General features: G+C 63.7%; 23 protein-coding genes and 2 tRNA genes. 10 read left to right on the plus strand and 15 right to left on the minus strand.

From position 1 onward, the window contains the following. Nucleotides 1–119 precede the first annotated feature (119 nt). Entirely contained in the window at nucleotides 120–347 is a 228-nt protein-coding gene (locus BSE24067_RS07400; protein WP_151063553.1) for a hypothetical protein, read from the minus strand. A 64-nt stretch (nucleotides 348–411) separates the two neighbouring features. Further along, nucleotides 412–720, minus strand: a complete 309-nt coding sequence (locus tag BSE24067_RS07405) for a phosphatidylserine/phosphatidylglycerophosphate/cardiolipin synthase (RefSeq protein WP_151063554.1) — start codon at nucleotides 718–720, stop codon at nucleotides 412–414. A 201-nt stretch (nucleotides 721–921) separates the two neighbouring features. Here BSE24067_RS07405 and BSE24067_RS07410 point away from each other — a divergent pair, with 201 nt between their 5' ends. After that, complete coding sequence (locus BSE24067_RS07410) at nucleotides 922–1,665, plus strand: DUF695 domain-containing protein (protein ID WP_151063555.1); 744 nt, start codon at nucleotides 922–924, stop codon at nucleotides 1,663–1,665. A gap of 746 nt (nucleotides 1,666–2,411) precedes the next feature. Here BSE24067_RS07410 and BSE24067_RS07415 read toward each other — a convergent pair. Continuing rightward, the gene (locus tag BSE24067_RS07415; RefSeq protein WP_151063556.1) at nucleotides 2,412–2,702 is read right to left on the minus strand and encodes a hypothetical protein; all 291 of its coding nucleotides are present in this window, start codon (nucleotides 2,700–2,702) and stop codon (nucleotides 2,412–2,414) included. 114 nt (nucleotides 2,703–2,816) lie between these two features. On the opposite strand from BSE24067_RS07415, the gene BSE24067_RS07420 reads away from it, so the two are divergent. Together BSE24067_RS07420 and BSE24067_RS07425 are read left to right on the plus strand one after the other, a co-directional pair. Further along, a complete protein-coding gene (locus BSE24067_RS07420; RefSeq protein WP_151063557.1) occupies nucleotides 2,817–3,281 on the plus strand; it encodes a plasmid fertility inhibition factor family protein in 465 nt (154 codons plus the stop codon). Between the two features lie 223 nt (nucleotides 3,282–3,504). Continuing rightward, nucleotides 3,505–4,611, plus strand: coding sequence for an acyltransferase family protein (locus BSE24067_RS07425; RefSeq protein ID WP_151063558.1), 1,107 nt, complete (start codon nucleotides 3,505–3,507; stop codon nucleotides 4,609–4,611). A gap of 322 nt (nucleotides 4,612–4,933) precedes the next feature. Here BSE24067_RS07425 and BSE24067_RS07430 read toward each other — a convergent pair. Then, nucleotides 4,934–6,063 (minus strand): IS3 family transposase gene (locus BSE24067_RS07430; protein ID WP_151063559.1). Its coding sequence is split into 2 segments (ribosomal slippage): nucleotides 4,934–5,814 and nucleotides 5,814–6,063, totalling 1,131 coding nucleotides; the frame shifts between segments, so codons are not numbered across the junction. Nucleotides 6,064–6,531: 468 nt separating this feature from the next. On the opposite strand from BSE24067_RS07430, the gene BSE24067_RS07435 reads away from it, so the two are divergent. Together BSE24067_RS07435 and BSE24067_RS07440 are read left to right on the plus strand one after the other, a co-directional pair. Then, nucleotides 6,532–7,428, plus strand: a complete 897-nt coding sequence (locus tag BSE24067_RS07435; protein WP_151063560.1) for a DUF1796 family putative cysteine peptidase — start codon at nucleotides 6,532–6,534, stop codon at nucleotides 7,426–7,428. A 606-nt stretch (nucleotides 7,429–8,034) separates the two neighbouring features. After that, nucleotides 8,035–8,388 (plus strand): hypothetical protein, encoded by a 354-nt coding sequence (locus BSE24067_RS07440; protein ID WP_170297433.1) that lies wholly within the window; start codon nucleotides 8,035–8,037, stop codon nucleotides 8,386–8,388. Nucleotides 8,389–8,413: 25 nt separating this feature from the next. On the opposite strand, the gene BSE24067_RS07445 is transcribed toward BSE24067_RS07440, so the two are convergent. From BSE24067_RS07445 to ssuD, 8 genes are all read right to left on the minus strand, one after another. Beyond that, nucleotides 8,414–8,489 (minus strand) — tRNA-His (locus BSE24067_RS07445). A 59-nt stretch (nucleotides 8,490–8,548) separates the two neighbouring features. Further along, the gene (gene dusA / locus BSE24067_RS07450; RefSeq protein WP_244122183.1) at nucleotides 8,549–9,535 is read right to left on the minus strand and encodes a tRNA dihydrouridine(20/20a) synthase DusA; all 987 of its coding nucleotides are present in this window, start codon (nucleotides 9,533–9,535) and stop codon (nucleotides 8,549–8,551) included. 126 nt (nucleotides 9,536–9,661) lie between these two features. After that, nucleotides 9,662–9,916 (minus strand): hypothetical protein, encoded by a 255-nt coding sequence (locus BSE24067_RS07455; protein WP_151063563.1) that lies wholly within the window; start codon nucleotides 9,914–9,916, stop codon nucleotides 9,662–9,664. A gap of 59 nt (nucleotides 9,917–9,975) precedes the next feature. Continuing rightward, the gene (locus tag BSE24067_RS07460) at nucleotides 9,976–10,173 is read right to left on the minus strand and encodes a hypothetical protein (RefSeq protein ID WP_151063564.1); all 198 of its coding nucleotides are present in this window, start codon (nucleotides 10,171–10,173) and stop codon (nucleotides 9,976–9,978) included. Nucleotides 10,174–10,309: 136 nt separating this feature from the next. Beyond that, nucleotides 10,310–10,525 carry a TOBE domain-containing protein gene (locus tag BSE24067_RS07465; RefSeq protein ID WP_006400187.1) on the minus strand — a complete coding sequence of 72 codons (216 nt, stop codon included), beginning with the start codon at nucleotides 10,523–10,525 and terminating at the stop codon, nucleotides 10,310–10,312. A 56-nt stretch (nucleotides 10,526–10,581) separates the two neighbouring features. After that, entirely contained in the window at nucleotides 10,582–11,556 is a 975-nt protein-coding gene (locus BSE24067_RS07470) for an ATP-binding cassette domain-containing protein (RefSeq protein WP_151063565.1), read from the minus strand. Continuing rightward, complete coding sequence (ssuC, locus tag BSE24067_RS07475) at nucleotides 11,553–12,362, minus strand: aliphatic sulfonate ABC transporter permease SsuC (protein WP_151063566.1); 810 nt, start codon at nucleotides 12,360–12,362, stop codon at nucleotides 11,553–11,555. The genes BSE24067_RS07470 and ssuC overlap by 4 nt, the downstream gene beginning before the upstream one ends. Nucleotides 12,363–12,378: 16 nt before the next feature. Further along, nucleotides 12,379–13,536 carry an FMNH2-dependent alkanesulfonate monooxygenase gene (gene ssuD, locus BSE24067_RS07480; RefSeq protein WP_151063567.1) on the minus strand — a complete coding sequence of 386 codons (1,158 nt, stop codon included), beginning with the start codon at nucleotides 13,534–13,536 and terminating at the stop codon, nucleotides 12,379–12,381. A gap of 341 nt (nucleotides 13,537–13,877) precedes the next feature. On the opposite strand from ssuD, the gene BSE24067_RS07485 reads away from it, so the two are divergent. Next, nucleotides 13,878–14,306 (plus strand): hypothetical protein, encoded by a 429-nt coding sequence (locus BSE24067_RS07485; RefSeq protein WP_151063568.1) that lies wholly within the window; start codon nucleotides 13,878–13,880, stop codon nucleotides 14,304–14,306. Nucleotides 14,307–14,436: 130 nt separating this feature from the next. Here the strand turns inward: BSE24067_RS07485 and BSE24067_RS07490 are convergent, their stop codons facing one another. From BSE24067_RS07490 to BSE24067_RS07500, 3 genes are read right to left on the minus strand one after another with little or no spacing between them, the layout of a single operon-like run. After that, nucleotides 14,437–15,585: an enoyl-CoA hydratase/isomerase family protein gene (locus tag BSE24067_RS07490; protein ID WP_174904721.1), complete on the minus strand. Its 1,149-nt coding sequence runs from the start codon at nucleotides 15,583–15,585 to the stop codon at nucleotides 14,437–14,439. Between the two features lie 31 nt (nucleotides 15,586–15,616). Continuing rightward, nucleotides 15,617–15,955 carry a DMT family transporter gene (locus BSE24067_RS07495; RefSeq protein ID WP_151063570.1) on the minus strand — a complete coding sequence of 113 codons (339 nt, stop codon included), beginning with the start codon at nucleotides 15,953–15,955 and terminating at the stop codon, nucleotides 15,617–15,619. Between the two features lie 3 nt (nucleotides 15,956–15,958). Beyond that, entirely contained in the window at nucleotides 15,959–16,456 is a 498-nt protein-coding gene (locus tag BSE24067_RS07500) for a heme-degrading domain-containing protein (protein ID WP_151063571.1), read from the minus strand. A gap of 213 nt (nucleotides 16,457–16,669) precedes the next feature. Here BSE24067_RS07500 and BSE24067_RS07505 point away from each other — a divergent pair. The 4 genes from BSE24067_RS07505 (at nucleotide 16,670) to BSE24067_RS07520 (ending at nucleotide 19,114) form a co-directional block, all read left to right on the plus strand. Continuing rightward, a tRNA-Met gene (locus tag BSE24067_RS07505) sits at nucleotides 16,670–16,746 on the plus strand. Nucleotides 16,747–16,929: 183 nt separating this feature from the next. After that, nucleotides 16,930–17,475, plus strand: coding sequence for an NUDIX hydrolase (locus tag BSE24067_RS07510; protein ID WP_040144100.1), 546 nt, complete (start codon nucleotides 16,930–16,932; stop codon nucleotides 17,473–17,475). Between the two features lie 10 nt (nucleotides 17,476–17,485). Then, nucleotides 17,486–18,250 (plus strand): leucyl/phenylalanyl-tRNA--protein transferase, encoded by a 765-nt coding sequence (gene aat, locus BSE24067_RS07515; protein ID WP_151063572.1) that lies wholly within the window; start codon nucleotides 17,486–17,488, stop codon nucleotides 18,248–18,250. Nucleotides 18,251–18,283: 33 nt separating this feature from the next. Further along, the gene (locus BSE24067_RS07520) at nucleotides 18,284–19,114 is read left to right on the plus strand and encodes an arginyltransferase (RefSeq protein ID WP_151063573.1); all 831 of its coding nucleotides are present in this window, start codon (nucleotides 18,284–18,286) and stop codon (nucleotides 19,112–19,114) included. Nucleotides 19,115–19,213: the final 99 nt, after the last annotated feature.

Here is a 19,213-nt window from a genome sequence, read left to right on the forward strand (position 1 = left end):
TCTCCCGCCTGCAGGACTATCGGGAATGCGGCACGCCGGCCACTGTTCCCGTGACCGGATCGACCTGCCGGCCGGAATCGTTCAGCGGGCTTGCATCGCTGGTCGCTTCGGCCGCTCCGTCAATCGCATGCCTTGGCCGTGCCGTCGGACGCGCAGTGATGGACGGTCCAGTGACTCTGCCCCGCGAGGTGCGGTGCGAACGCGATTCCGCGAATGGGCGTCGCGGGCGACGATGCCGGAACCGCTGTCGATGCGGTCTCGGGCGACGGCTGCACCGGTTCGGTCTGGCAGGCCGCGAGCATCAGACAGGGGGCGGCGGCCAACGCGGCGATGATGGATCGGGACATGGCTTCGTGCTCGCTAGGAAATCGGGTTCTTGATCGGCTCGCGGACGCCTGCGTCAGTCGCCGCTCAGATCTGCGGAAGATCGCGCAACGTGCGCGACTCGTTCGTTGCATCGATGTCGAGTTCGATTCCTTCCGACGCGTCGCGATACAGCACGCGCTTGAGCCTCGGTCCGACCGCCGTTCCATCCGTTTCGTCGAACACGGCGCGCACCTCGCTGCCGGACGCAAGCGCGCGCGCCACTTCCGCGACCGCCGCCTCGCTCGGCGTTGCTGCCCACGACCGGTCCGCCGGATCGACGGCCGCCCAGCGCACGTGCGTGACGCGTGCGCTCAACACATCGATTCGGACACCATTTACCGCGAACATCGACATCGGGAATCTCCTTCGACAAGGTAGCGGCCACGCGAACGCCGGACGAGACGGAAGCCGGCGACGGCGCGACGGGCAGCGAAGTCCGTCGCCACGGCCGGATGCGACGCGCGATCGCCCGTCGCGCTTCGGCCGACGTGATTTTCGATGATACATTGGGACGCTTTGCAACCGTCAACAGACAATCGTGCACGGGAGAAACACATGACCGACGCCTGGGGAACCTTCCCGGCCAGAATGGGCGACCATCAGGCTTTCATCAGCTTCAATCACGGCTTCGCGGAGATCGCGGAAAGCGACCCGCGCACGGCGCTGCTCAGCGTGCGCGTCGCGCTTGCCGATCCGACTCCCGAGGGACTGCCGAGCAGCGACGAGTTCGCCGGTCTCACGCAGATCGAAGATCTGCTGGACGCCGCCGTGGCCGCGCAAAACGGCGTGCAGGTCGGCCGCATCACGGTCGACGGCAATCAGGATTTCCTGTTCTATGTGCCGTTCGACGAAGAAGCGGCGGCCGCAATCGTCGACTCGCTGGCCGAACGGACGACCTACGCGCTTCAATATGCGTATCAGGACGATCCGGACAAGGAAACCTACTGGCGTACGCTCTACCCGACCGACGACGACTGGCAACTGATGCGCGACATGCGCGTGCTGGAAGCGCTGCGCCAGAAAGGCGACGTGAGCGACGTGAGCCGGCGGGTGATGCACTGGGCGTATTTCGCGGAACCGAGCGATGCGCATCAGTTCGCTGACTGGGCCGAGTCGAAAGGCTATCTCGTCGAGTCGGTCGCGCCGACCGAGGACGGCAAGTCGGCCGTGCGATTCGCGCACGAAGGCACGACGGCGCTCGCGGACATCACCCGCCATACGCTCGAGATCAATGCCGAGGTGCGTACGCTCGGCGGCGATTATGACGGTTGGGAAACCAGCGTCGAACAGGCCGGCTGATCCGGCCGACGCGCGGACCGCGCGCGGACTGCGCGCGGACCTTGACGGGCTCGGTACAAAAAGCATCCCGGCAGCGCGACGGCACGCCGCCGGGACCAAGGCATCGCCGGCCGAAACCGGCGATGGGCCCAAGCGATCGCTCAGGCACGAGGAAAGCGATTCGTCCGGATCAGGCGACCGGATGCCGCGGCGCGGGACGCCGGGTGCCGAACGCCTGTCCCGTTCCGCCGGCGCGGCGTGCATGCGCCAGGCGGGCAAAAAGCCCCGCTCCTGCGCGAGCGAGCGGGGAAACGGTTGACCGGGCCGGGGTAGAACGGTCAACCGGTAAGATTGTGACCGCGGCCCGTGCAGCGGTCTGTGCGGCAACTCACCCTTTCAACGGGAAAACCCCGCTTGCGATGCACTGCGCGCATTAAGGCATGGCGAGCGCGCAGCGGCGGTGAGCGGCGCGGCCGTCAGTGTGATTGCGCTGACGAGCAACCGATCGAGGGCTATTCGTATCGGCCGTTTTCGGACAGCGTCGCGGTATGGCGTAGCAGACAGCGTCAGTGGCGATGGCCCGTTCCAGGTTCGGATTTTTCGATTTATGTCGGCGATTTTTAATCGTGCGCCGCTGCTGGCATGTCGTGTTCTTCGGCACAGCGCTGTAATTCGGCTTTTCCCGGATCGGCGATTTTTCTTTCGAATTTCGGCGAAACGACGTTGCGATTGAAATCGCTCGCTTAGGACATGCTGCGAGCCTGACGCTATACGGGACCGTCCGTGAACCATTCGGCAAGCATGTCGATCCAGCCGAAATCGCTGGCAATTTCAACGCCGACGTCGCTAACGACTTCCTCGACGGAAGCATCACGCTCGACGGCACGGATCAGACCGTTTTCAGCACGAACCGGGGCGCTACTGGCGGCCGCAGTCACCGCCGTCATTTCTGCGGTTGGTGCACCGCGCGGGCTCGCAAGCCGCTCGAGCCAGCCGACGATATTGGCGCGCGCGTCGGCCTCGTCGGCGAAGTCGTTGCGTTTCGTGATCATCTCCATGCCGCGTTTCTTGGCGGCTGGTCTCGCTGCATCCGGTCAGGTATCGGCCCGCTTGCGACCTCGCCGCGCTGCTACACTCGGGCCTCCAAGATCGCTTCCCCACTCAAGGAAACAATGACACTCGCTCGGGCACAACATGACGGCGTCGATGTGTGGATCGTCCAGCTTCCGGGACACGCCGCCTATGCCTACACGCATCTCAAGCGGGTATTCGCATCCGACGACTCGCGCCATCGCGTCGTGACGGTCGATCTGATCAAACTACTCGTATGCGCCGATCGCGACACGACCGACTATGTGCTGCCTTCGGTCCAGTATTGGGCACCCGGCAAGGCCGCAGGTATCCGCGACTTTCTCGATCCGGCCAGGGCCAGGATTCCCGACATGCCGTTCATCACGTTCCGCGAGACGAGGACGCGGACGTTGCTCGGCATCCCGGGACTGTCGAAGCTTGGCGTCGCGTCGTTCAGGAACGGCCAGCATCGCGCGCGCTATCTCGCGTATGCGGGGGCGACGAGCGTGCCGGTGGAAGTGCATGAGACGGAAGCCGATTTGCTCGTTCGGTATTGCGGGGGGTGATGGTGGCGGCGCTTCGGTTTTGTGCCGAACGGTCTTGTCTCGCGCGACGTTCCAATCAGCGCTCGGGGACCTCGGCGAGCGGCCGGCGCGCCACTGATATTTCGCGTAGACCGTGAGACGCCTGATTCGGGCTCGCGGACCTCGCGCGACCTTCACTGCGCTGTCTACGACTACGTTTTTTCTCGGATACAATCGCGCAAACCGGATATCAGGCAACAGCACGATGAGCGTAAACGAACGGCTACACGAACTAGATAGCCTCAGAGCATTGGCCGCAATCGGCGTGATCGCCTGGCACTACACGAACCACTTTCAAGCGTCGCCGTTTCCCGTACTATTGGCTCCGTTCTACGGCCACGGTCTCCTTCTCGTCGACTTCTTCTTCGTACTTTCTGGGTTCGTGCTCGCTCGAACATATTGGAATGAACGGAGATCACCGAATTTTTCTTCAAACCTTCGTGATCGGGTCGCTCGCTTGTACCCATTGCACTTTTCCATGCTGTGCGTCGTCGCGATCATGCAATGGGTGTTGGTGCATCAACTTAACTCTGCCCCATTTGTTTACACCTTCAACGACAAGCGGGAGTTTGTCCTCAACCTGCTGATGCTTAACAGAACCGGCCTCGAGCATGGCTTCTCGTTCAACGCGCCATCATGGTCAATCTCTGCCGAGTTCATCGTAAACATCGCCTTCCTTGCAGCGATTTCGGCCCGGAAAAAGCTGTCCACCGTTCTAATGGTCGCGGTATTTCTGATATCGATCGCTGCCATGTATGAGAACGGCCTGATCAGCAGTGCAACCTTTTTCGGCGTCGACAACGACGTCTTTCGAGCAACGTTCGGCTTCTGCATCGGTGTCGCGCTGTTTCGGATCAATACCTTATTCGACAAGATCACGATCCCGAAAGCCGCTTACGATCTCTTAGCGATTGTTTCGACTGCATGCTTCATGTACTACTGCGCCACCTCGAAATTCACAAGCGAAGCGGATCTGGCGGTTACGCTAATTTGCTTCCCAACCCTGATCATCGGAGCGATGCGAGGAACTGCGGTCAACAAGGCACTGAAACATCCTTCACTCGTATTCCTCGGTACGATTTCATACTCCATTTACCTGGTGCATTTCCCTATGCAGCTGGGCGTACACATCGTCGGGATTGCCGCCCGATACGACATGCCATATAGTAGCCGCGGATTTTTCGTCGTATTCGTGATGGCAACTATCTGCTTGTCGTGGGTTACGTATCGCACAATCGAGCTACCCGGCAAAAATCTGGTGAGACGATTGCTGGGCGGCTCGTCCCGAGCGCGGCCGGTCGGCCAGGCCTAGACGAACTCGCCGGCGCGGGAAGCCCGGAATCAGCTCCGCGGGCAGCGTTGTAGAGCGCCGACCACCGCGTATCCGGGCCGTCTACGGTGCCGAGGTTAGGATACGGGCTTCCGAAATACGAAGTAGTCTCGGTTCCGGTCGAATCAGAAAATTGAACGTTCAGCATCCGCTTCATTCTCAGAAAATATCGGAATTAATCGTGCTGCCCCATGTGGCACCAGTAATGCCACCGCTGATCCCGTTTGAGTAACAGAGCGCGATGCTCATTGACGTCAAGCTCGCTGACGCCGTCGTAGTCGAAATAGCGAGCATGGCAGTGACCTTACCCCGCCGAGTACACCATTCGTAAGTTAGTGGGCTCGCCGGTTTTCGGTTGATGCAATTGCCGGAATTGGTCCGGCGCCAACTGCCCCAAGGCGCTATGCGGGCGCACCGAGTTGTAGTCAGTGCGCCAGGCCTCGATGCGCATGCGCGCATCGTCGAGACTGACGAACGCATGCTGGTTCAAACATTCTTCGCGCAGTCGGCCGTTGAAGCTTTCGATGTACGCGTTTTCCACCGGCTTGCCTGGACGGATGAACTGCAGCTTGACGCCATGTTCGTGCGCCCAGGCATCGAGCGCCTTGCTGACGAACTCCGGCCCGTTATCCACCTGAATCAGATTGGGACACCGCCCTCGTTGCCGCAATTGCTCGAGCACACGCGCCACGCGTACACCCGTTAGCGAGAAGTCGACCTCGATGTGCGGGCACTCGCGGTTCCACGCGTCGATGATCGTCAACATGCGTATGCGTCGGCCGTGCACCAGCGCGTCAGCAACAAAGTCCATCGCCCACCTTTCGTCTGCGCCGTTGGGCGTCGGCATGACCGCGCGTAGATGACTCGGGCGCTTCTTTCGACGTTTCAGGCGAAGCGATAGGCCTTCTGCACGGTACAGCCGCTCAGTGCGCTTGTGGTTCTGGACCAGGCCCTCCCGGCGTAGCAAGACATGCAGGCGGGGCGAGCCAAACCGTGGCCGCTCCTGTGCCAGTTCGCGCAGCCGTTGCCGCACTTCGTGGTCGGCGTCAGGCGGCGCCGGCCGCCGGAACGTTCGGCGATTCAGGCCAATGAGCGCGCACGCCCGGCGCTCCGAATAGTCGTGCTGTTCAATCACCTGCTGCACAACTTCTCGGCGCCGCGCGGGCGAACTCACTTTTTTCCGAGAACGTCCTTCAGAACCTGGATGTCCAGCGCCTGGTCGGCCACCAGCCGCTTGAGCCGCTGATTTTCCTCCTCCAGTTGCCGCAATCGTCGCGCTTCCGACACATCCATGCCGCCGTAACGGCTACGCCAGTTATAGAACGTCGCATCCGATATGCCGTGCTTGCGGCATAGGTCTGCGACCTTCATGCCTGCGTCGGCTTCCTTCAACACCCCAATAATTTGCTCTTCGCTGAACCGCGACTTCTTCATGACAAGGGTTCTCCTGCGGCCTTGCCACTAACTTTACAGTGGGATACCCCGGAGGGGAAAGGTCAGCAGGTCACTCCCTCTTTTCCTTGTTCTTGATCTGGTAGGACGCCCGCAGCCCGATGTACGGGATCATCGCGACGGACACCCACCAATCGACGTCGTGGCACTTCAGCCACAACCAAACGTTGCCGCCCACCGATGGCGGGCCCTTGACCGCGCCTGGCTACGAGATCGTCCTTCATCGATTCCCCGAAATGAAAAAGCCGCCCACGGGGACGGCAAGCTACCGCCAAGTGGCTGATTCTTCCAGCCCAATGGCCACCCAAAAAGGTTCAATAGGAAACGTGCCCCTAGTGGAAGAGAGCTTCTTCGACGCAAAATCCGGCGGGAGCGACTCCGCCCCTGCCTTCCCTGGAATTCGCTACAGGTTAGAATGCAGAACATCAAGATAAAAATAAGCGTCCCGATATGAGAGCCGAGAATAAAATTCTTGTAGAGCAGCTTTACAGAAGCATCCTGAATCGCGAGGGCGATCAAGGCGGCGTCATCTCTGCCACAAGCGCGCTTGATTCCGCATTGGACAGGGATGCAGCAATCATTGGGCTTGTACGCAGCTTCCTCTCAAGCGAGGAATATCTTGCGCGCGCAAGCGAGCACCCCGATATGGTGCGGCGCACGACGAGCTATGGAGAAAAGAAGACTGTCAATGGCATGCCAGTAAAGCACATCATCTCCTTAGGAACGCATTGCCTAACGAGTTCATTGCTAAGGAGTTTTGGGTTGCGCCGTTACTCGCTTCCATTCGACTGGACTTTCTCTTCACCCCAGGCAATGCTTCACTGTCTGAGGGACCAGCTGCAAACGTTTCTTGACCGCGCTCACTATCGTACGGTAACCCGTAAACGCGATACTGTGGACGCTGGGGCAGATCATGTTTTTTATCTCAAAAAATTCAATATCGGGGAAATGTTTGCTCATCGCGATCCGTCCACCGATTCGGATTACGCTGATCTATTGAAGACAACGGAGCGCTTTAAACGCCTGCTCGCATCGCAGGAACCAAAACTTTTCGTGATGATCGACAGACCCCGCAAACGACCGTTCTGGATATTTCGCTCATTGTCCAGAGAAATCAACAGGATGACGCAAAACAGCGCATTCATCTACATTCAGTTGCAAAATCCGACGATGAAGAGCGGGATTCGATCCATCAGAAATATAAAGACGATTGGAAACCATGCGGCTTACGAATTCATCCCATCGTCAAACGAGCTTGGGATTAAATTCGACGATCCAATCGATAATTTATCGATAATCGGGCTCATACATCAGTATGAAATTGATCTTGCGGATAGTGCACCATGATTTCAAATGAGCGTGCTAGGCCGAGGCGGATATTGGTCATCCGGACTGCCTCCCGCGGACCGATAAAACGCCGCCCAGCGGGCATCGGACACTTCGACAGTTCCAAAATTCTCATACACCGTCGGGTCTTGCGGTGCGGAGGAATATGCATACGAAGACATGAAGATGGGCGCTGAGGTGAACGTACCGGAGGCAGCGGTTGCCGACCAATAGATCGGCTGGGGCACGAGAGCGGCCAAATTGCTGAACGACGACCCAGCGACGGAACGAAAGAAGAAATATTGAGCGCCGTCAGCGTCGAGATCTGCGACGAAGTGCTTGAGCCCGACGCATACGGAAGCGAGATGAGCCGATCGATCGCCCACAACAAACTGACCGATCTAATTGGTCGGCCGAGCCCTGACCAGTGTGGTCGCAGTGATATCGGCCGGCGCATTTGCTCCCCCGTTCACGCTCCCGCGCATGGTTGAAGTGGCGTTGCGCGCGAACAGGGTCCGAGCGCCGGCGGATGGGCTGTACCCCGCGTACAGACCCACGTACCCTGAAACAGGCACTGAGCGGTATCCATCCGCGCCGGCACCGGTCGTCGCGAGGTCGATCGTCTGGTTGAACGCTCCGAGCACATACGCGGCCGACCACTGCCACAGATTGGGCCTGCACAAGAAACGCGGCGAAGTCATCGAAGTCATCGAAGTCATCGAAGTCATCGAAGTCATCGAAGTCATCGAGGTCATCGAGGTCATCGAGGTCATCGAGGTCATCGAAGACATCGAAATCACGCCCGCCCGTGACCCGGCCCAACGCGGAACCCGGTGCGCTGCATACTCTGCACGCGAATCCGGCGACGACGGCGCGCGCCTACCATCGAACGGAGATCGCGCAGCGAAGATACAAGTAATTCCCAATATGGGAATTCCAAAACAAAAACGGCACTGTCCTTTCGAACAGTGCCGTTTCTAACTACCTGATACCGCTTGGAATTCTTTGGGGTGGCTGATGGGACTCGAACCCACGACAACAGGAATCACAATCCTGGACTCTACCAACTGAGCTACAGCCACCACTGATACTGCTTTGTTTCTTCGCTGTTTCGTTTCGTGTTCAGCAGCGAAGAACAAGATTATACGAACACTTTTGAATCTTGCAAAGCACTTTTTTCAAAAATTTCTTCGGAGACGTTCAGATGCGTGCGCGCCTCATCGAACACGGCCAGATCGCCGCGTGCGAGCTTCTTGTTGTCGGACAGCACACGACGCCAACCGCGCGCACCCGCGACGCCACGATACAGCCCGAGCGCATGCCGCACGATCGCACCGAGATACGTGCCGCGCTTCAGCTCCGCCGCGCAGTATTCGATCAGCTTCGCCTCGGCCTCTTCGCGCGTCGGCACCGCCGCGGTCGATCCATAGAAGCGCGCATCGACGCCCGCGAGCACGTACGGGTTGTGATAAGCCTCGCGGCCGAGCATCACGCCGTCGACATGCTCGAGATGCTGCGCGACTTCGTCGAGCGTCTTGATCCCGCCGTTGATCACGATCTCCAGCGACGGGAAATCGCGCTTCAACCGATACGCATAGTCGTACTTGAGCGGCGGGATCTCGCGGTTCTCCTTCGGCGACAATCCCTTCAGGATCGCATTGCGCGCATGCACGACGAACGTCTCGCAGCCGGCTTCCGCCACCGTGCCGACGAAGTCGCGCACGAACGCGTAGTCCTCGACCGCGTCGACGCCAATCCGATGCTTGACCGTGACCGGCACCGACACCGCATCGCGCATCGCCTTCACACAGTCGGCCACGAGTTGCGGCTCGTTCATCAGGCATGCGCCGAACGCACCGCGCTGCACGCGCTCTGACGGGCAGCCGCAATTCAGGTTGACCTCGTCGTAGCCCCACTGCTCGCCAAGTTTCGCGGCGCGCGCGAGATCGTCCGGCTCGCTGCCGCCGAGCTGCAGCGCCACCGGCGATTCGCTCGGTGTGAACGCGAGATGCCGCTGCGCGTCGCCGAACAGCAACGCGCCGGTCGTGATCATTTCCGTATACAGCCACGTATCGCGCGTCAGCGTGCGATGGAACGACCGGCAATGACGGTCGGTCCAGTCGAGCATGGGCGCCACGGACACGCGGCGAGGAGGAAGCGAGGACGATGCGGACATGAAATTCGGGGCAGCAAGCGGCGCGGGAAACAACCCGGCATTTTACCGCAACGCGGCCAGACCGGCCGGCCGCCCCGACTAGACCGCCCCGCCGCCGCCCAGTTCGGCGTCGACGGCCCGCCGCGCTTCGTCCAGGACGCGCTCGATCACGCGCCGTTCGGTCAGCAGCATCCCGTCGACTTTCACGAGCCGCCAGTCGATCCGTACGGCCTCGCCTTGCAGCACGCGGTAGTGCGCATGCTCGCCGTCCCATACCTGCTCGGTCTTCACTTCGATCTCGTAGCCGCGGTACGGCTCGCTGAAATCGCCGAGATCGCTGCCTCTCGGTTCCATCGCTCGCTCCGTGGCGACGCGGCACCGGGCCGCGTCGGCGGCCGGCGCCGTGCGCTCAATCAATCGTATTCGTTGGACAAAACGGATTTGCCGTCGGCGGTCAGGTCGACGCGGTCGGCGGCCGCCTGGTAGATCAGCCCTTCGTTCAGCAACGCATAGACCACGTCGTCGAACGCGGCGGGGACCGGCCGGCTGTCGCCGAACTGGTCGATCCACTTCAGCGCCTCGATGGCTTCGGGAGAAAGGATGGGGGTCATGCGTTGGCCTCCGGCGTCGGTGTCGTTCCATCCTAGCACTTCGCCTGGATGCCGAATACCGAGGCAAACGCGCGAAAAGCGCCGGCCGCCGCGGTCGGATACCCGTCCACGCGACGCCGGCGCAACGCACACGCGATCAGAGGCGCGCGATCGACACTTCAGTGGACTTCACGAGCGCGACGACTTCCGCGCCGACCTTCAGCTCCAGTTCGTCGACCGAACGCGTGGTGATCACCGACGTGACGATGCCGAACGGCGTCTCGACGTCGACTTCGGACACCACCGGCCCGCGAATGATCTCCTTTACCTTGCCCTTGAACTGATTACGTACGTTGATAGCAGTGATACTCATCGGGTTGATCGCTCCGAAGAAAAAGTCTGAGAATGGGCGGCCGGTGCCGCCCGAATTTAAACGGCCCAGCGAATCTGCCCGGCCGGTCGTACGTGATCGGTTTCAGCCGCGACGGGCTCGCCGGCACCGCCGGGCCCGCCGGGCCCGCCCGCGAGCACACGCTGCAACACGCGATCTTCGAGCGCCGCGAACGCGGCCGAGGCACGCGCACGCGGCCGGTCGAGCGGCACCGGCTGGTCGAGCGCGACGCGTCCCTGCTCGATCAGCAGGATCCGGTCGCCGAGCGCGACGGCCTCCTGCACGTCGTGTGTGACGAGCAATGCGGTGAACCGATGCTCGCGCCACAACCGCTCGATCAACGCATGCATTTCGATGCGGGTCAGCGCGTCGAGCGCGCCGAGCGGCTCGTCGAGCAACAGCAGTTGCGGCCGATGCACGAGCGCACGCGCGAGCGCGACGCGCTGCCGCTGCCCGCCGGACAGCTGCGCGGGCCAGTCGTTCGCACGCTCGAGCAGGCCGACTTCGTCGAGTACCGCACGCGCCCGGTCGCGCGCGCCGCGGCCGAGGCCGAGCATCACGTTCTGCAGCACGGTCTTCCACGGCAGCAGCCGCGCATCCTGGTACATGATCCGCGTGTCGAGCGCGCCGCCGCCGTCGCCGCGCGTCACGAGCGCGCCGCTGCTCGGTTCCTCGAGTCCCGCCACGAGGCGCAGCAGAGTGGATTTCCCGCAGCCGCTGCGCCCGACGATCGCGACGAAACTGCCGCGCGCGATGCCGAGCTCGACGTTGTCGAGCACGGTGCGCGAACCGAAACGCTTGCTGACACCCGACAGCGTCACCGCGTCGTCCGGTGCGGAACCGGGGCTCACCGCGCGGCGCCGTGCAATTGGCACGACGGATGCGCCACCGTCCCGATCGACGATCGCCGCATTGCGCGCGTCGTCGTCCGCCACGCGCGCCTGCGCCAGTTCCGCTTCGAGGTCTGCGCCGGCGAGCGGGCCGTAGGCGGCCGCGGAAGTCGTCGCATTCATGCCTTTGCTCCTGATTGATAAGCGGGGTGCCAGCGCAGCGTCACGCGCTCGATCCATTTCGCCAGCACGTCGGCCAGCTTGCCGAGCACCGCATACAGCAGGATGCCGACCACCACCACGTCGGTTTGCAGGAATTCCCGCGCGTTCATCGTCATGTAGCCGATGCCGGACTGCGCGGAAATCGTTTCCGCGACGATCAGCATCACCCACATCAGCCCGAGCGCGAAGCGCACGCCGACCAGAATCGACGGCAATGCGCCCGGAAGGATCACGTCGCGGTACAGCGCGAAGCCGCGCACGCCGTAGCTCTTCGCCATCTCGATCAGGTTCGCGTCGACCGAGCGGATCCCGTGATACGTGTTGATGTAGACCGGAAAGAACACGCCGAGCGAGACGAGGAACAGCTTCGCCTTCTCGTCGATCCCGAACCACAGGATCACGAGCGGAATCATCGCGAGCGCCGGGATGTTGCGGATCATCTGGATCGTCGAGTCGAGCGCGACTTCCGCCGCTTTCGACAGGCCGGTCGCGAGCCCGAGCGCAAGGCCCACGCCGCCGCCGATCGCGAAACCGAACAGCGCGCGCCAGGTGCTGACCTTCACGTTCGCCCACATCTCGCCCGAGCTCACGAGCGACCACGCGGCCCGCACGACCGCGACCGGCTCGGGCAGCACGCGGGTCGACAGCCAGCCGACGCGCGCGCCGACCTCCCATGCGACCAGCAGCGCGAGCGGCACGAGCCACGGCGCGACGCCTCGCCAGGCGCGGGCGGCCACGGCTACACCCGCCGTCGATTTGGTAGTCATCGCACGCCTCCTTCGCTCAGCTCTGGGCCGCCTTCGGCAGATAGTTGTTGCCGACGATCTCGCCGAACGGCCCCGACAGCGGACCGGACGCCCGTTTTGCGTCTTTGCCCTTGATCAGCGGGAACACGAGTTCGGCGAAACGGTACGACTCCTCGAGATGCGGATAGCCGGACAGGATGAACGTCTCGATCCCGAGATCCGCGTATTCGCGCATGCGCGCGGCGACCTGCTCGGGGTTGCCGACGAGCGCGGTGCCCGCGCCGCCGCGGACGAGCCCGACGCCGGCCCACAGGTTCGGATACACCTCGAGCGCTTCGCGGCCGCCGCGCTTGCCGCCGTGCAGCGCGGCCATCCGGCGCTGGCCTTCGGAATCCATGTTCGCGAATGCCTTCTGCGCGCGCGCGATCGTGTCGTCGTCGAGACGGCTGATCAGCCGGTCCGCATCGCGCCATGCCTCATCCTCGGTCTCGCGCACGATCACGTGCAGGCGGATGCCGAACTTGATCTTGCGGCCGCGCGCATCGGCGCGGGCGCGGATGTCGGCGATCTTCTTCGCGACGGCCTCGGGCGGTTCGCCCCAGGTCAGATAGGTATCGATGTGATCGGCGGCGATCGCGTGCGCGGCCGGCGACGAACCGCCGAACCACAGCGGCGGGTGCGGCCGCTGCACGGGTGGATACAGCGCCTTGCCGCCCTTCGACTGAAGGTGCTTGCCGATGTAGTCGAAGCCGCCGTTCTCGTGCGATGCGGACAGCAGCCCGCGCCAGATGTTCAGGAAGTCGTCCGTGATTTCGTAGCGCGTGTCGTGATCGGCGAACAAGCCGTCGCCTTCGAGCTCGGCCGCGTCACCGCCCGTCACGACGTTGATCAGCAGGCGGCCGCCGGACAGGCGGTCGAACGTCGCGGCCATCCGAGCCGACAGCCCCGGCGACGCGATGCCGGGACGGACCGCGACGAGGAACTTCAAACGCTGCGTCGCCGGAATCAGGCTCGACGCGACGACCCACGCGTCCTCGCAGGAACGGCCGGTCGGCAGCAGCACGCCTTCGTAGCCGAGCGTGTCGGCGGCGACGGCGATCTGCTTGAAGTAATCGTAATCCGCAGCGCGTGCGCCTTCGGCGGTGCCGAGATAACGGCTGTCGCCGTGCGTGGGGATAAACCAGAAAACATTCATCTGCTGCTCCTGCTTGACTGTCCTTGCCGGAATCGGGATAAAACGAGGCCCTGCTCGCGTCGCGAATGCGCGGCGCATGCATGGTGTGAGTTCGAATCGGGATGGCTCGCCGGTCAGCACGTGCAGCGGGCGAGTGCGCGATTGCACGGCTGTTTCTGGGAAATCAGTCTATGGATCGGTGCAGGGCTTTGGAACGATTTTTTTGAGCTTAGGTTTTCCGCTTTCGTGATTAGCACGACGCTGCAGCGAATATCGTGTCGCCCGGGCCCTATAATGACGCACCTATCCGAATAACTTCGCGCGGACAGCCCCGGCCGACCGCGCCTGCAATGCACTCATCGATGCAGAAAGTCATCCTGCCGTTCCTGTCCGGCTTCCTGGCCGCGCTCTTCTTCCGCGAAGCGACGCTCGCATTGCTGCATACGGCCGACGTGATCGCCGCAGCCGGGTTCTCCACGCAACCGTTCGCGCCGCTCGGCATTCCTGAATTTGTCGCGAACGCGCTGATCAGCGCGTGTTGCGCGATTCCGATGGCGTGGCTGCTGCGCGTGTCGCCGGAACGCGAGGCGCCGTGGATCGGCGCGCTGGTGTTCGGGGGCATCGTGCTGACCGCCGCGCGCGTGTTCGCGATCGACCCGCTGCGCGGGATCTGGCCGTCGGGCAACATGATGCCGGTGCTCGCGGCCGGTTTCGCGGCGAATGCGGTATGGGGTTTCGGCGCGCTCGTGTTCATGCGCGCATTCATGTCCGACGACGCCGGCGACGAATAACGCATACGACGGCGCCTTCCACGATGCGCGCCGCCCGAGGCGAACGGCGTCCGCCAATGAAAAGGCCGTCTGCACAATCGATGCAGGCGGCCTTTTTTGCGTTCCGTTTCGATTCGGCGACGCGCCGGCGTCAGTCCTTCAGGTTGCGCAGCGGATGCGTGTCCGGCGTCCACGGGCTGTCGAACATCGCGAGCACGTCGGCCCGGCCGACGTCCGCGAGCGACTTGAAGCGCCATGCCGGCTGGTGGTCCTTGTCGACGATCAGCGCGCGCACGCCCTCGATCACGTCGCCGCGTGCGAACGTCGAGCGCGTGAGATCGAGGTCGCGCCGCAGGCAATCCGCCATCGTCGCACCACGCGCACGCTCGACGACTTCGAGCGACACGGCCATCGACAGCGGCGACAACTGCGTGCGCATCGCATGCGCCGCTTTCTCGACCCACCCGTCGACGGCCGCGCAATCCTGCTCGGCGTCGAGCGACGCGAGAATCGCGCCGATATCGGGCTGCGCGAAGTGCCGATCGATACCGGCGCGTGCATCGGCAAGCGCCGACGTATCGGGCGTCGGCACGACCTTGTGCGCGGCGGCCGCGGCGGCCACGCAGGCAACGGCCTGCGCACCGCTGTCGATGCGCGCGCTACGCAGCGTGTCGAGCAGCGCCGGCAGCGCGGCGTCGGGCACGTAGACGTCGGCGAGCTGCGCATACAGCGCGCCGGCCGCGTCCAGCGTCGCGCCGGTCACGGCCAGATAGCGGCCGAGCGCGCCGGGCGCGCGCGCGAGGAACCAGCTCATCCCGACGTCCGGGAACAGGCCGATGCGCGTTTCGGGCATCGCCATCTTCGTCGAATCGGTGACGACGCGCAGCCCGCCCGTATGCCGCGCCGCCTGCGAAATACCCATGCCGCCGCCCATCACGACACCGTGCATCAGCGCGATATACGGCTTCGGATACGTGAAGATCGTATGGTTGAGCGTGTATTCGTCGATGAAGAACGTATCGACCGCGGCGCGGTCGCCGCGCTGCCACGCGTCGTGGAAGAAGCGCACGTCGCCGCCCGCGCAGAATGCACGCGGATGCGGGCTGTGCACGACGACGGCAACGACGTCGGCGTCGTCGCGCCACGCGTCGAGCGCCTGCTGCATCAGGCGGATCATCCCGACCGACAGCGCATTCAGCGCCTTCGGCCGGTTCAGTTCGAGATAGCCGATACGGTTCGCGACGTACGCGCGCACGTCGGGCTGGGCGGCCTCCGCGGAAGCGAAAGTGGAATCGGTCATGTAAGCCATCCGGCGTAGTGGAAGCGCACGCTCAGTGCGCCTGCATCTTCGAGAACAGGTTCAACACCACGACGCCCGCGATGATCAGCCCAAGACCGATCACCGCCGGCAGATCCGGCACCTGACGATAGAGCAGCATCGCGACGAGCGTGATCAGCACGATGCCGGCGCCCGACCACACCGCGTAAATGATGCCGACGGGCATCGTGCGCAGCGTGAGCGACAGGCAGTAGAACGCCGTGCCGTAACCGGCCACGACGAGCACGGACGGCCACAGGCGCGTGAAGCCGTCTGCCGCGCGCAGCGCGGACGTGCCGATCACTTCCGCGACGATCGCGATCGCGAGCCATGCATAGCCCGGAAGCTGCATCGTTCAGCTCCTCGCAAGCGCCAGCACGGCGTAGTCGTGCCCGAGTTCCGCACACAGCGCCTCGACGACGAACTCGTGATCCGCGCGCTGCGGCAGCCCCGATGCGGTGATCGAGCCGATCACGCCGGCTCCCGCGACCGTCAACGGAAACGACCCGCCATGCGGCGAATACTCGGAAACCGGCAACCCGTGCTTGTCCGCGAGCGTCGCGCCGGCCTGCTGCATGCGCAGCCCGATCGCATACGAGCTGCGGCGGAAATGCGCGACGACGTTGCGCTTGCGGCGCACCCAGTCCGCGTTGTCGGGCGTTGCGCCGGCGAGCGCCACATAGAACAGCGGCTGCCCGAACGTGACGATGTCGATCGCGATCGCATGGCCGCGCGACGTGGCGAGCGCATGCATCCGGTTGCCGAGCGCCCAAGCACGTGCGGGGTCGAAATGGGGAAACACGAGCGCCTGTTCCTGCGCGCCGATCGATTGCAGATCGTGAGCGATGTCCATGAATCCGTCGATGCAGTAGTGAGAGTTGCAACGCCGCCCGCGCAATCGCGCGCGGCAGCGCCGCAGAAATGAACGACATAGCAAACCGCTCGATTCTAGCGCACGCGCGTGCCGTACCGGCCCTGCAAGGACTCCGCCGCCGATTGCAGCGCGGTCGTCAGAAAGTGCTTGCACGCATTCGCGTTACTCCCTATAATTCAATTCTTCGACGGACGCGGGGTGGAGCAGTCTGGCAGCTCGTCGGGCTCATAACCCGAAGGTCGTAGGTTCAAATCCTACCCCCGCAACCAACGTCCCGATTCGATGCAAAAAGCCCGGCTCCTTGCCGGGCTTTTTGTTTTTCCGCACCCGATTGCGCGCATCGCGCGCGCATCGCGGAGTCGCTCGGCATTGCGCGCAGCGCACGTGCGCTGGCGTTCGAGAATGCCCCGCCCCGGTGATACACTCGCATCACCTCGTCCCTTCCACTCGACATGAAATTCTGCTCCGTCTGCGGTCACGAAGTCATCGCGCGCATTCCTCCGGGCGACAACCGCGAGCGCTTCATTTGCGATCACTGCGGCACGATCCATTACCAGAATCCGCGCAACGTGGTGGGCACGGTGCCGGTCTGGGGCGATCAGGTGCTGCTGTGCCGCCGCGCGATCGAGCCGCGCTACGGGTTCTGGACGCTGCCGGCGGGTTTCATGGAAATGGGCGAGACGACGGCCGAAGCCGCCGCGCGCGAGACGCTCGAGGAAGCCGGCGCACGCGTCGAGGTGCAGAACCTGTTCACGCTGCTCAACGTGCCGCACGTGCACCAGGTCCATCTGTTCTATCTGGCGCGGCTCGTCGATCCGGCCTACGAGGCCGGCGAGGAAAGCCTCGAAGTCAAGCTGTTCGACGAAGCCGACATTCCGTGGGACGAAATCGCGTTCCCGACCGTCAGCCAGACCTTGCGCTTCTTCTTCGCCGATCGCGCCGCCGGCGACTACGGCGTCCATACCGGCGATATCTTCCGCTCGCTGCGCAACGGCTGAGCCGCGCCCCATGGTTCCCTGGCTCGGCCCGGACGATCCGTTTCCGCCCATCGAGCGCGCGCTCGGCGCCGCGACCGGCGCGCCGGGGCTGCTTGCCGCGAGCGCCGACCTGCTGCCGTCGCGGCTGATCGACGCATATCTGCGCGGCATCTTTCCGTGGTACTCCGACGGGCAGCCCGTGCTGTGGTGGAGCCCCGACCCGCGAATGATCCTCGTGCCGGCCGAATTCAAGGTCTCCCCGTCGCTGCGCAAGACACTCAAGCGCGTGCTGCGCGATCCCGCGTGGGAAGTGCGCGTCGACCACGATTTCCCGGGCGTGATGCGCGCGTGCGCGCAGGCGCCGCGCCGCGGGCAGCGCGGCACCTGGATCACGGCGGAGATCGTCGACGCCTATACGTCGCTCTATCGTTCCGGCAACGCGCACAGCATCGAGACTTGGCATGACGGGCGCCGCGTCGGCGGCCTGTACGGCGTCGCGTTCGGACGGATGTTCTTCGGCGAGTCGATGTATGCGGACGTCACCGACGCGTCGAAGATCGCGCTGGCGTCGCTCGTCGCCCACCTTCGCGAGCACGGGCTGGAGATGATAGACTGCCAGCAGAATACGTCGCATCTAGCGTCGCTCGGTGGCCGCGAGATCGCACGCAAGGCCTTTGTCGCTCACGTGCGCCGCGCGGTCGCCGAACCGCCGATTCCGTGGCAGTTCGACAAGCGCGTGCTCGCCGCGCTGACGGGCCCCGCCGAACCGGCGGCTCCCTCCGGGAACGAGCGCTAGCGCGGCACTCCCTCCCTGCATCGAGAGCTGCCCATGACTCACCCGACTGAGCTGCCGCTTTCACCGCTTTCGGCGCTGCAATTCTATGCAACGGCGCCCTATCCGTGCAGCTATCTGGACGGCCGCATCGCACGCTCGCAAGTCGCGACGCCGAGCCACCTGATCAATTCCGATATCTATACCGAGCTCGTGAAGGCCGGCTTCCGGCGCTCGGGCGTGTTCACCTATCGCCCGTACTGCGACGGCTGCCGCGCGTGCGTGCCCGTGCGCGTGCCGGTCGGCGCGTTCACGCCGTCGCGCACGCAGCGCCGGATGTGGAAGCGCCACCGCGCGCTCGTCGCGACGGTCTCGCCGCTGCACTACGACGAGGAGCACTACGCGCTCTACATGCGCTACCAGTCCGCGCGCCACGCGGGCGGCGGCATGGACCGCGACAGCCGCGACCAGTACGAGCAGTTCCTGCTGCAGAGCCGGATCAATTCGCGGCTCGTCGAATTCCGCGACCTCGACGCGCCGGCCGGCGAGCCCGGCAAGCTGCGCATGGTCAGCATGATCGACATCCTCGGCGACGGACTGTCGTCGGTCTATACGTTCTTCGAGCCGGACGACGAGCACACGAGCTACGGCACGTACAACATCCTGTGGCAGATCGAGCAGGCGAAAAGCCTCGGGCTGCCGTACGTGTATCTCGGCTACTGGATCCGCGAGAGCCCGAAGATGGCGTACAAGGCGAACTTCCATCCGCTCGAAGGGCTGCTCGACGGCCGCTGGAAAATACTCGATCCGGATCGCGTCGACCTGCCGCCGGTCGACGCCGCGCTCGCGCGCGCGCCGCTGCCGGGCGGGCATTCCGGCGCCGGTTGACGCGCACGTCACGGGCGGCGTTGCACGGCGGGCGGCGTTGCACGGCGCGCGGCGTGTGCCCGCTGCGGGTCATGAAGCTGCCGATGCACGGCGCGGCAC

This window comes from Burkholderia latens (assembly GCF_902499045.1).
In the GTDB taxonomy this organism is placed as follows: domain Bacteria; phylum Pseudomonadota; class Gammaproteobacteria; order Burkholderiales; family Burkholderiaceae; genus Burkholderia; species Burkholderia latens.